The 12247-nt window shown below is 41.3% G+C and carries 8 protein-coding genes; 6 read left to right on the top strand and 2 right to left on the bottom strand.

Annotated elements, in window-relative coordinates; genetic code table 11:
• Window positions 1-5: 5 nt before the first annotated feature.
• Window positions 6-1769, bottom strand: a complete 1764-nt coding sequence (locus NG55_RS15315; protein ID WP_065343721.1) for a DKNYY domain-containing protein — start codon at window positions 1767-1769, stop codon at window positions 6-8.
• A gap of 117 nt (window positions 1770-1886) precedes the next feature.
• Entirely contained in the window at window positions 1887-3161 is a 1275-nt protein-coding gene (gene gltA, locus NG55_RS15310) for a citrate synthase (RefSeq protein ID WP_004652200.1), read from the bottom strand.
• A gap of 899 nt (window positions 3162-4060) precedes the next feature.
• On the opposite strand from gltA, the gene sdhC reads away from it, so the two are divergent.
• From sdhC to odhB, 6 genes are all read left to right on the top strand, one after another.
• On the top strand, window positions 4061-4462 hold the full coding sequence (gene sdhC, locus NG55_RS15305; RefSeq protein ID WP_010589984.1) for a succinate dehydrogenase, cytochrome b556 subunit: 402 nt from the start codon (window positions 4061-4063) through the stop codon (window positions 4460-4462).
• Window positions 4462-4827, top strand: a complete 366-nt coding sequence (gene sdhD, locus NG55_RS15300; RefSeq protein WP_004652198.1) for a succinate dehydrogenase, hydrophobic membrane anchor protein — start codon at window positions 4462-4464, stop codon at window positions 4825-4827. The genes sdhC and sdhD overlap by 1 nt, the downstream gene beginning before the upstream one ends.
• Window positions 4828-4839: 12 nt before the next feature.
• A complete protein-coding gene (locus NG55_RS15295) occupies window positions 4840-6735 on the top strand; it encodes an FAD-dependent oxidoreductase (protein WP_016541336.1) in 1896 nt (631 codons plus the stop codon).
• Between the two features lie 14 nt (window positions 6736-6749).
• A complete protein-coding gene (locus NG55_RS15290; RefSeq protein WP_004664446.1) occupies window positions 6750-7460 on the top strand; it encodes a succinate dehydrogenase iron-sulfur subunit in 711 nt (236 codons plus the stop codon).
• 748 nt (window positions 7461-8208) lie between these two features.
• The gene (locus NG55_RS15280; protein WP_016541334.1) at window positions 8209-11049 is read left to right on the top strand and encodes a 2-oxoglutarate dehydrogenase E1 component; all 2841 of its coding nucleotides are present in this window, start codon (window positions 8209-8211) and stop codon (window positions 11047-11049) included.
• Window positions 11049-12239 carry a 2-oxoglutarate dehydrogenase complex dihydrolipoyllysine-residue succinyltransferase gene (gene odhB / locus NG55_RS15275; RefSeq protein WP_065343720.1) on the top strand — a complete coding sequence of 397 codons (1191 nt, stop codon included), beginning with the start codon at window positions 11049-11051 and terminating at the stop codon, window positions 12237-12239. Before NG55_RS15280 ends, odhB begins: the two co-directional genes overlap by 1 nt.
• Window positions 12240-12247 lie beyond the last annotated feature (8 nt).

The raw sequence follows: 12247 nt of genomic DNA, 5'->3' as shown, positions 1-12247 counted from the left end.
TGAGATTAGTTGATCTCCCTGTCATGAAGTAGGTTGGATAGTTTTAGAGCGTTAGGGTTGCGAGCAAAATATTGTGCCATGATCTGTTGATCTTGTTCACGAATCAGGCTGATTTTAAAGCCATGGGTGGTGCTGCCAGAAGAGCGTCCTCTGGTGCGGTAGAGTTTTTCAATAATCATGTAACTATGTTGCCCATCACTTAGACGTCGATCAGCTAAAACTATTAATCGCACAGGCTGCTGAAAACGGTACAGCACTTTGAGTTGTTGATAAAACTCGTCATAGACATAAATCTGTTGCTGATCTGCAAAAAGATAGCTGAAATTTCCGGGGTAGGGTTCATTGCTTTGACTGCCAAGCAGTTGTAACTGAGTCACGTCAACAGGTGTAGTTCCCCAGAATTTATGTTCAGCAATATGAGGGAGTGGTTGTTGATTGAGATAATAAGCATGGCCATCGGTTGCTAAATTCAGATCTCGACTAAAACGATTACTGCCACTGAAAATTTGCGTTTGTTGTGCATTTAACTGGTTCAGCTTTGTATCTTGATAATAAACCAGCTGCTGATCGTGAATATATTGGCTGCTATTCGGAAATGCTTGGCTCTGTTGTGGATTTAAACCAGTTAAGGCGTGGGTTTTGTAATAAACCTGTTGAGCATCTTTAGCATAAAAATAACTTAATGTGTTGAAAACTGGATGCAGTACTGCTGCAAAGTGATCTGCATTCGCGTTGACTAAGTGTTTATCCTGAAAGTAAACCTGTTGATGATCTTTGGTAAAGTCATTGCCTAAATAACGGGTTTGAGCTGGATTTAGTCCAGACAAGATATGCTCTTGCCAGTAAACTTGTTGGGCTGTTTTACCAACATTGCTATACAGCTCAGGTGCACGATCAGGAGGGTTATCCAAGGCTAAAGCAGTAAATTGATCGGCCTTGACTTGAGGGAGTAAAAAACTACCTTGGCCTTGTTTAAAAATATAGACTTGATTCTGAAATGTTTCGAAATTTGTGCCAGAGATTGACTGGGTTTGTTGATGAGGGAGTTTGACACTACCATCGTTAAATTTATCCCAGAGTAGATAGGCAATAAAAAGGCTGAAACTCACTAAAATACCAAGAATGAATGCGAAAGCAGTCCATCTCTGTTTCCGTTGAAAAGCGTCTAGTGCCTGTTGATTTGCAATTATGCTAATGATGTCAATATGGGTTTTTTTATGGGTACTGGTATTGCTGACTCGTTGCAACTGTTGCTGTTTTGCCAGCGCTTCCAGTTTTTTCCAAAATGGTAAAAACTCACAATGTTGCTGGGTTAATGTGGCAGGCCACATCCATGAATTAAAATAAAAATACTGTCGATAGGGCTTGCTTTTACTCAGGAGATTAAAACTATGGATTTGAGCTTGCTGCTGCTGAAGTTGGATCTGAATCAAATCTTGCCAAGTGAAAAAAGTAGATTGCTTTGCACTCTCTAGTGCCATGCCTTGCTGGTATAACTTAAAGGTGATGGCGCGTCTAAAGTACCTCTGATAAAGCTGGTTATATAGGTAAACAATGATAAGCAATAAACCGAACATCAAGGCGATATTGAAAAGCTGGGCGAAAAAAGGAATAAATTGATAAAAATAATACAGGCTTAAATCATAAATAAAGTAAATGAAAATCGCCCAAGTTAGTATGATCATCAATAAAAACAAGGTAAAAGACGCCATTTTTATTTGAAAGACGGGCAACGTAACTTGCATCAAAATAGTAGTTTTTTTGATCATCGGCTCGGTAAATTAGTTCTGTAAAATAAATGTTGTTTAAGTTTTATTTCAAGAGCATAACCGATAAAACAAAAAAAAGGATGCAGAAGCATCCTTTTTTATTAACGCTAATCGAAATTAACGTTTGATGTCGCGTTGAGTCGAGCCTGTATAAAGCTGACGTGGACGACCGATCTTGTAAGGACCGCTGTGCATTTCTAACCAGTGGCTGATCCAACCAACAGTACGTGCAAGCGCGAAGATCACCGTAAACATACCTGTAGGGATACCAATCGCTTTTAAGATGATACCTGAGTAGAAGTCTACGTTCGGGTAAAGTTTACGTTCAACGAAGTACGGGTCGTTCAGCGCAATACGCTCAAGTTCCATTGCAAGTTGCAATTGTGGATCGTTGATGCCTAATGCAGCAAGAACTTCGTCACAAGTCTCTTTCATGACTTTCGCACGTGGGTCGAAGTTTTTATAAACACGGTGACCGAAGCCCATGAGTTTAACTTCTTTGCGTTTTACTTTTTCCATGAATTCAGCAACGTTTTCTACGCTACCAATTTCATCTAACATTTTAAGTACAGCTTCGTTTGCACCGCCGTGCGCAGGTCCCCAAAGTGCAGAGATACCCGCAGAGATACATGCATATGGATTCGCACCAGTCGAACCTGCAAGACGAACTGTAGACGTAGATGCATTTTGTTCGTGGTCAGCATGAAGCGTGAAGATACGATCCATTGCACGAGCAAGAACAGGATTTACTTTGTAATCACGGTCAGCAGGCGTAGCAAACATCATGTGTAAGAAGTTTTCTGCATAACCAAGGTCATTACGTGGGTAAATGAATGGTTGACCTACAGTGTACTTGTAGCTCCACGCTGCAAGTGTAGGGATTTTCGCGATTAAACGAATTGCAGTAATTTCACGGTGGTTAACATCTTCGATGTCTAAGCCATTGTGATAGAACGCAGATAATGCACCAACAACACCAACCATGATTGCCATAGGGTGAGCATCACGACGGAAACCATTGAAGAAGCGGCTTACTTGGTCGTGAACCATCGTATGGTTACGTACTTTCGCATCAAATTCTGCTTTCTGTTCAGCATTTGGAAGCTCGCCATTGAGTAATAAGTAGCAAGTTTCTAAGTAGTCTGCTTGAGTCGCTAATTGATCAATTGGATAGCCGCGGTGTAATAACACACCTTTGTCACCATCAATGAATGTGATCTTAGATTCGCAAGCCGCTGTCGCCATAAAACCAGGGTCGAAAGTAAAGTGACCTGATGCCAATACATCTTTAACGTCAATTACATCTGGGCCTAATGTGCCGCTGTAAATTGGTAATTCAATTTCTTTGCCATCAAGCTGTAATACGGCTTTTTTGCCAGTTGCTGCAGACATTCAATAGATCTCCTGTCCTGGTGAATGATTATCTGACTCGAAATACTAATCTTGTCATGTGCGAATCAGACGGTGTCAAAATTTGCTATAAGATTAGTGGTTACTAAAATTTTGTCAATTATACTTAGGGATAAAAAATGACGTTGCTACAGTCAATTAGTCATTCAGTATCGAAGAAAAAACTGAGTAAAATCACAGCACCGGTCGAGTATAATATGTCAAATCAAGTTTTAGGTGCATAAAAAAAATGAAGCATCAGTCCAATTGTAAGTAAATTTTTATTGGGCTTAGATGTTGCGGCTTATAAAATAAATACTTACCCCATCTGCAAGCCCTATATTTACCGTGCTTTACAGTGAACTGTTCATTCAAAAACCAATCAAAAGCGTTCAAGAGCGATAAGTTGTTGGTGCATTTTGGTGCGATTAATTGTTTAAAAAATGACTGATTGAATTTGGCAAAAACAAGCATAAACATAGATTATTAATTAATTATATTTAATATATAAATGAGCAGTATTATTTTAGACTATATATAAAGCTTGAAAAATTGCGCTGCTTTGACGCTGAAAAGGGCATTTTTTGTGAAATATGAAGAAAAGAATTTATAAAATTAAAAAGTATCTATAAAAAATAGTATTTTATTTTTATCATTACAAAACAATCAGATAGTTGTTTTTGCTTAAACTTGCTGCATTAATCGCCGCTATTATGCGTGTGAATGATTCTTATTTAAAGTTTTTTTCGACTAAAGCGAAAGTTGATTGTTTGTATTTTGATATTTCACGTTTTATAATTCGATGTCGTTTATAGGTTAGGCATGTGCTGTGCTTGCCTAACAATGCCAGCTTTCCTTTGAATTAATTCAAACAAACTCCGGATGGAGTTTCTACCTACAGGATGCCCGCTGTGAAAAGCAACAGACCTGTCAATTTGTCCATGGGTCAGGTGTTAGCGGTAAATTTACGCTCACCCGTGGCTATTGCATCAATTCTACACCGTCTATCAGGTGTAATCGTATTCTTATTAGTCGCAGTTCTTTTATGGATTTTGGATAAATCTTTATCTTCACCAGAAGGATTTGACTACGTTAAAAATGTCGTTTTCGGAAATATCATTGTACGTTTTATCGTATGGGTATTTGTAGCTGGCTTGATTTTCCACTTTATCGCAGGCGTGAAGCATTTACTTGCTGACCTCGGTTTTGCTGAAGAACTTCAAAGCGGTCGTATCGCTGCTACAGTTTCATTGATCTTGTCTGCGATTGGTATTGTCGCAGCATTCGTATGGATTATGTTCTGATGAAAAGTGCTACAGGTTTAACAGGTTCAGGTTCTCGCGATTGGTATATCCAACGTGTCAGTGCTGTAGTGTTAGCTGCATACACTGTGGTTTTGTTTGGCTGGATCCTTTGCAATAGCGGATTCGGTTATGAACAATGGGCTGGCTTTATGCTGACTTTGCCAATGAAGATTTTTTCTTTATTAGCAGTGTTATCGCTGGTTGCACACGCTTGGATTGGTATGTGGCAAGTCTTTACTGATTATGTAACGACTCGTCAAATGGGTCCTTCAGCTTCAGGTTTACGCCTTGTACTGACTTCTGCTGTCATTATTTCAGTGTTCGTGTACGCAATCTGGGGTATCCAGATTTTCTGGGCAAATTGATAGGAAGAGATCATGGGCGCAATTAACCCTAAAGAAGATTATTCAAATATTCAAAACCTCACTTTCGATGCTGTTATCGTTGGTGGCGGCGGTTCAGGTATGCGTGCTGCTTACCAACTTGCTCAAGCGGGTTTAAAAGTTGCTGTATTGACCAAAGTATTCCCAACACGTTCGCATACGGTTGCTGCCCAAGGTGGTATCGGTGCGTCGTTAGGTAACATGCAGGAAGATAACTGGCACTACCACTTCTATGACACGGTGAAAGGTTCTGACTGGTTAGGCGATCAGGACGCAATCGAGTTCATGACGCGTGAAGCGCCAAAAGTTGTTTACGAGCTTGAACACTTAGGTATGCCGTTTGACCGTAACGAAGATGGTACGATCTATCAGCGTCCATTCGGTGGTCACTCTGCAAACTACGGCGAAAAAGCAGTTCCACGTGCGTGTGCTGCTGCTGACCGTACAGGCCATGCGTTATTGCATACCTTGTATCAAAGCAACGTGAAAATGGGTACACAGTTCTACGTTGAATGGATTGCATTAGATTTAATCCGCAACGAAGAAGGTGATGTACTTGGTGTAACGGCGATTGACCAAGAAACGGGTAACATCGCAGTATTCCAAGCCAAAGCAACTTTATTTGCTACCGGTGGTGCTGGTCGTGTGTACCGTGCATCAACCAATGCTTATATCAATACTGGTGACGGTCTTGGTATGGCTGCTCGTGCAGGTATTCCATTGCAAGATATGGAATTCTGGCAATTCCACCCAACGGGTGTTGCGGGCGCAGGCGTATTGTTAACTGAAGGTTGTCGTGGTGAAGGTGGTATCCTTCGTAACAAAGACGGCGAACCTTTCATGGAACGTTATGCACCAACGTTAAAAGACTTGGCACCACGTGACTTCGTATCACGCTCAATGGACCAAGAAATTAAAGAAGGTCGTGGTTGTGGTCCTAAAGCAGATTATATCTTGTTAGATATGACGCATTTGGGTGCTGAAACGATTATGAAGCGTCTTCCATCTGTATTTGAGATTGGTAAGAAGTTTGCGAACGTTGACTGTACCAAAGAGCCAATTCCAGTGGTACCAACAATCCATTATCAAATGGGTGGTATTCCGACCAATATTCATGGTCAAGTGGTTGTACCACATGGCGTAGAAGAAGGTGAGTTCTCTGCAAGCTACAACAAAGACACTAAAGAGTATCATTATGTTGGTACTCGTGATTATGTAAAACCAGTGAAAGGGTTCTATGCGATCGGTGAGTGTTCTTGCGTATCTGTACATGGTGCAAACCGTTTAGGTACCAACTCTTTGCTTGACCTTGTGGTCTTCGGTAAAGCCGCGGGTGAGCACATCATTGATTACGTGACCAAACATCATGGCGATGATTATCAACCGCTTCCGACTGATGTGTTAGTAAATACATTAGATCGTATTCGTAAGTTAGATGATTCAACGACGGGTGAAAACGCACAAGAAGTTGCTGATGCAATTCGTGACATCGTACAAGATCACGCAGGTGTATTCCGTACTCAAGCTTTGCTTGATAAAGGCGTAAAAGAAATTCTTGCGATTGAACCGCGTGTTCGTAACATTCATTTAAAAGACAAATCTAAAGTATTTAACACTGCGCGTGTTGAAGCATTAGAAGTTGAAAACTTATATGAAGTTGCGAAGGCGACTCTGATTTCTGCTGCTGCACGTAAAGAATGTCGTGGTGCGCATACAGTTGTTGACTATGAGTTAGCACCTGATCACCCAACTTACTCTTACGGTCGTCGTGATGATGAGTGGATGAAGCATACTTTATGGTATTCATCAGACAATCGTCTTGAATATAAGCCGGTACGTTTCAGCCCATTAACGGTTGAAGCAATTGAACCTAAGCCACGTACATTCTAATCGGGAGAACAAAGATGAGTAGAGGCACTCGTACATTCGAAATCTACCGCTATGATCCTGATAAGGATAAAGCGCCGTACATGCAAACTTTCAAACTTGAGTTAACCGATAAGCACCGTATGTTGCTTGATGCGTTACTTGCGTTGAAAGTGCAAGATGAATCATTAACATTCCGCCGTTCTTGCCGTGAAGGTATTTGTGGTTCGGATGGTGTGAACATCAATGGTAAAAATGGTTTAGCGTGCTTGTGGAACTTGAACGATTTACCAGAGAAGATTGTGATCCGTCCTTTACCTGGTTTACCAGTGGTAAAAGATTTGGTTGTAGACATGAACCAGTTCTATGATCAATATGACAAGATCCAACCGTTCTTGATTAACAATCAGCCAGCACCAGCAAAAGAGCGTTTACAGTCTCAAGCAGAACGTGAACACTTAGATGGTCTATATGAATGTATTCTTTGTGCATGTTGTTCAACATCATGCCCATCATTCTGGTGGAACCCTGATAAGTTCCTTGGGCCATCAGCATTATTAAATGCATATCGCTTTATCATTGACTCTCGTGATACGGCAACACAAGAGCGTTTGGCTCGTTTAGACGACCCATTCTCTTTGTTCCGTTGTAAAGGGATCATGAACTGTGTATCTGTATGTCCTAAAGGTTTGAACCCGACAAAGGCAATTGGTCACATTCGTAATATGTTGTTAGATCAAGCAGGTTAATCTGTTTTTCTAATGCGAAAAAGGAGCTCCGAAAGGGGCTTCTTTTTTTATTGGGATTTGATTAAAGGGTGAGCTTGGTTAAAAAGTGTTTACTTAAATATTTTAGACTTGAATTTCAGTAATTCGGCCTTAAATATTTATAGATTTTGCTGTTAAGACAAATCATGAGAATCGATATATTTAAAATATTGGTTTATTTTTCATCAGATTGAATAGTGTTTGTGCAAGATTTGTAGAGAATGTTTATTTTTGACCAATTGGAGTGCAACTTTTATCAAAAGGGCGGTATATTAGAATATAATTTGATATGTGTATTTCGCTGCTTTATGGATGGTATGTGTCAAAAAAATCAATCCAAGCCTGAGAACATGTTAGGATTTCTGCCACAAATGAAATCAAAAAATAAACAGATTCTTGATGTTATCGTTCGATAGTGTCTTGCTGATTTGTACAGATTTCATCAAAAAAGTCAATTTAGAAAAGTTAAAATTCGAGTTAATTTTTCTAAAATGATTTGCAAAAAATTGCTCGATTTCATCGAGTATGAAGAATGAGTTATGGGCCTTGAATTGAAGGTGCGTAGCTCATTTGTTACATCAAAGGGAATACTCCTGATGTGTAGTAATAATGTCTCAAGGTTGGATGATCTTGAGTAGTAGTGTCGTGTTTACCAGTTTGACACTATGAATCATGGGTATGCTTAAAAGGCAGCCTGTATTATTTTTTGCAATAGGAAATGGGTCCAAAAATGCAAGAAGTTGCTGACGCATCGCGTCTTGACACTGAACTTTCCGCTGATAGTGCAGCGTATATTGAAGAGCTATACGAACAGTACCTAACTTCTCCAACCTCAGTGTCAGAGGATTGGCGTGAATATTTCGATAAATACCCTAAAGGTGATCAACCACACGGCAGTGTGCGCGAGCAATTCCTCCTTTTGGGACGTAATGCAAGCCGAGTTCAGCCTGTCGTACAAAGCACTGTAAGTACAGAACATGAGCGTCGTCAAATTGGTGTATTACAACTCATCGCTGCTTACCGTAACCGTGGTCATCAAAAAGCTAAACTCGATCCATTAGGTCTTGCGAAACGCGAAGACGTTCCTGACCTCGATTTATCTGCTCACGGTTTAACCAAGTCAGATCTTGATACTGTATTTAATACTGGCAACCTCGCAATTGGCAAAGCAGAAGCAACATTGTCTGAAATGGTTGAGGCCATGGAAGCGACTTACTGTAGTTCAGTTGGCGTGGAATACATGCATATCGTTGACACCAAAGAAAAGCGTTGGATTCAACAACGTTTGGAAAGTGTTCGCGGTAAATTTAACTATACCAGTGATCAGAAGAAAGGCTTCCTTGAGCGTTTAACCGCTGCAGAAGGCTTAGAAAAGTATCTTGGTAATAAATTCGTTGGTGCGAAACGTTTTGGTGTAGAAGGCGGTGAGTCTTTTATCCCAATGATGAACGAAATCATCCAGCGTGCAGGTAGTGTTGGTTGTAAAGAAGTTGTGATTGGTATGCCACACCGTGGTCGTCTCAACCTTCTTGTTAATATTATGGGTAAAAACCCAGCTGACCTATTTGGTGAGTTTGAAGGTAAGAGCCTACATAAGAAAGGTTCTGGTGACGTTAAGTATCACCAAGGTTTCTCTTCAAACGTAATGACACCAGGTGGCGAAGTTCACTTGGCATTAGCGTTTAACCCATCACACTTAGAAATCGTTGGACCTGTGGTTGAAGGTTCGGTTCGTGCACGTCAAGTTCGTCGTAAAGACATTGGCGGTGATGACGTACTTCCTGTGATCGTACATGGTGATGCTGCATTTGCGGGTCAAGGTGTAAACCAAGAAACCTTCCAAATGTCACAAACACGTGGTTATACAGTGGGCGGTACAGTCCATATCGTGATCAACAACCAAGTTGGTTTCACAACCTCTGATCCACGTGATACACGTTCTACAGAATACTGTACTGACGTTGCAAAAATGATCCAATCACCAATTTTCCATGTCAATGGTGATGATCCAGAAGCTGTGATTTTCGTGACTCAGCTTGCACATGATTTCCGTCATACTTTCCGTAAAGATGTCATTTTAGACTTGTTCTGCTACCGTCGTCGTGGTCATAACGAAGCGGATGAACCATCTGCAACTCAGCCATTGATGTATCAAGTGATCAACAAGAAAGCGACTACGCGTACCTTGTATGCTGATCAATTGGTTCAAGAAAAAATCCTCGATCGCGCAAGCGCAGATGCAATGGTTGAAGGGTATCGTTCTGATTTAGAAGCAGGTAATCATGTTGCCAATGCGCTTGTTCGTGAACCAAACAAAAAAATGTTTGTTGATTGGGCGCCTTACTTGGGCCATGAATACACCGATCTTTGGGATACAACATTCAGCATCGATCGTTTGAAAGAACTTGGTTTAACCATGAATACATTACCAGAAGGTTTTGTATTGCAGCGCCAAGTTCAAAAAGTCATTGATGATCGCGTGAAAATGCAAACCGGTGAAATGCCACTCAACTGGGGTGCTGCAGAAACCTTAGCGTATGCGACTTTGCTTGATGACGGTTTCTTGGTTCGTATTACGGGTGAAGACGTGGGGCGTGGTACATTCTCGCACCGTCATGCCAAATTACATAACCAAGTCGATGGTTCTGTTTATATCCCACTTTGCCATATTAAAGAAAATCAGCCACGCACTGCGGTCTATGACTCTTTATTGTCAGAAGAAGCCGTGCTTGCATTTGAATACGGCTATTCAACGACATTGCCAAAAAGCTTGATCGTTTGGGAAGCTCAATTTGGTGACTTCGCTAACTGTGCACAAGTGGTAATTGACCAGTTTATCGCTTCGGGTGAAACCAAGTGGGAGCGTGTGTGTGGTCTAACCATGTTGTTACCACACGGTTATGAAGGCCAAGGTCCAGAGCATTCATCTGCACGTTTAGAGCGTTTCTTACAGCTATGTGCTGAAGACAACATGCAAGTGATGACACCAACGACGCCTGCACAGATTTTCCATGCATTACGTCGTCAGGCAGTTCGCCCGATTCGTAAACCAATGATCGTAATGTCACCAAAATCGTTATTGCGCCATAAACTTGCGACTTCAACTTTAGATGAGTTAGCAAACGGTTCATTCCAAACTGTGATTGATGAAATTGATCAAATCAACAAAGCTGACGTAACTCGCTTAGTGCTTTGTGGTGGTAAGGTTTATTACGATTTGCTCGAAAAACGTCGTGAACTTGGTCTAAACCATGTTGCAATCGTACGTATCGAACAATTGTATCCATACCCAGAACAACGCTTAGCTGAAGTTATGGCTGAGTATCCAAACATTCAAGAACTTGTTTGGGCACAAGAAGAGCCGAAGAACCAAGGCGCTTGGTTATTCATCGTTCCTCGTTTGTATGAAGACGTTCTTAAATCTGGTAAACAAATCCGTATTAGCTATGCTGGTCGTGAAGCATCTGCCGCACCTGCTTGTGGCTCGCCATACTTGCATGCAAAACAACAAGCTCAGCTTATCAATGACGCACTTGCGATTGAAGTTGAACAATCAGGAGATTCTAAATAATGGCAACCGAAATTAAAGCACCGGTATTTCCAGAGTCAGTTGCTGACGGTACGATCGCAACTTGGCACAAGAAAGTAGGTGAACCTGTATCACGTGATGAAGTGATCTGTGACATTGAAACCGATAAAGTTGTTTTAGAAGTGGTTGCTCCAGCTGATGGTAGCTTAGTTGCAATCATCAAAGGTGAAGGCGATACAGTTCTTTCTGACGAAGTGATTGCTCAATTCGAAGCTGGTGCTGTTGCTGCCGCTGCTCCTGAAGCTGCTGCTCCAGCAGAAGCGGCACCTGCTGCATCTGCTCCTGCGGCTGCTGCATCAACTCAAGCAGTTGATTCGAACCAAGCGCCTGCAGTTCGTAAAGCATTATCTGAAACTGGTATCAATGCTGCTGACGTTCAAGGTACAGGCCGTGGCGGTCGCATCACTAAAGAAGATGTTGCGAACCATAAGCCAGGTACATCAGTTCAACCATTAAGCGTTGCTGTTGGCGAGCGTATCGAGAAACGTGTTCCGATGACACGTTTACGTAAGCGTGTTGCTGAGCGTTTATTGGCTGCGACACAACAAACTGCAATGTTAACAACGTTCAACGAAGTTAACATGAAGCCAATCATGGAAATGCGTAAGCAATATAAAGATGCTTTCGAAAAACGTCATGGTGCGCGTTTAGGCTTTATGTCTTTCTTTGTTAAAGCAGCAACTGAAGCATTAAAACGCTACCCAGCAGTGAACGGTTCTATTGATGGTGATGATATTGTTTATCACGGTTTCTATGACATCGGTGTCGCTGTATCGAGTGAGCGTGGCTTAGTTGTACCAGTCCTTCGTGATACTGACCGTATGAACTATGCAGAAGTGGAAAACGGTATCCGTGATTACGCTTTCAAAGCGCGTGACGGTAAATTAGGTATCGAAGACATGACTGGCGGTACGTTCACGATTACCAATGGTGGTACTTTCGGTTCATTATTATCTACGCCAATTTTGAATACGCCGCAAACAGCGATCTTAGGTATGCATAAAATCCAAGAACGTCCTATGGCGGTAAATGGTCAAGTTGAAATCTTGCCAATGATGTACTTAGCGCTTTCTTATGACCACCGTTTAATCGATGGTAAAGAAGCTGTAGGTTTCTTGGTAACAATCAAAGAATTGTTAGAAGAACCAGCTAAACTCATTCTTGATCTTTAATACTACAA

This window comes from Acinetobacter gyllenbergii (assembly GCF_001682515.1).
GTDB lineage: Bacteria > Pseudomonadota > Gammaproteobacteria > Pseudomonadales > Moraxellaceae > Acinetobacter > Acinetobacter gyllenbergii.
This window is presented reverse-complemented; position numbering and strand designations above follow the sequence as displayed.

Excerpts from the sequence above, each read along its gene's own strand:
- NG55_RS15315 (WP_065343721.1), bottom strand. The coding sequence starts at position 1,769 with ATGATCAAAAAAACTACTATTTTGATGCAAGTTACGTTGCCCGTCTTT.
- gltA (WP_004652200.1), bottom strand. The coding sequence starts at position 3,161 with ATGTCTGCAGCAACTGGCAAAAAAGCCGTATTACAGCTTGATGGCAAA.
- sdhC (WP_010589984.1), top strand. The coding sequence starts at position 4,061 with ATGCCCGCTGTGAAAAGCAACAGACCTGTCAATTTGTCCATGGGTCAG.
- sdhD (WP_004652198.1), top strand. The coding sequence starts at position 4,462 with ATGAAAAGTGCTACAGGTTTAACAGGTTCAGGTTCTCGCGATTGGTAT.
- NG55_RS15295 (WP_016541336.1), top strand. The coding sequence starts at position 4,840 with ATGGGCGCAATTAACCCTAAAGAAGATTATTCAAATATTCAAAACCTC.
- NG55_RS15290 (WP_004664446.1), top strand. The coding sequence starts at position 6,750 with ATGAGTAGAGGCACTCGTACATTCGAAATCTACCGCTATGATCCTGAT.
- NG55_RS15280 (WP_016541334.1), top strand. The coding sequence starts at position 8,209 with ATGCAAGAAGTTGCTGACGCATCGCGTCTTGACACTGAACTTTCCGCT.
- odhB (WP_065343720.1), top strand. The coding sequence starts at position 11,049 with ATGGCAACCGAAATTAAAGCACCGGTATTTCCAGAGTCAGTTGCTGAC.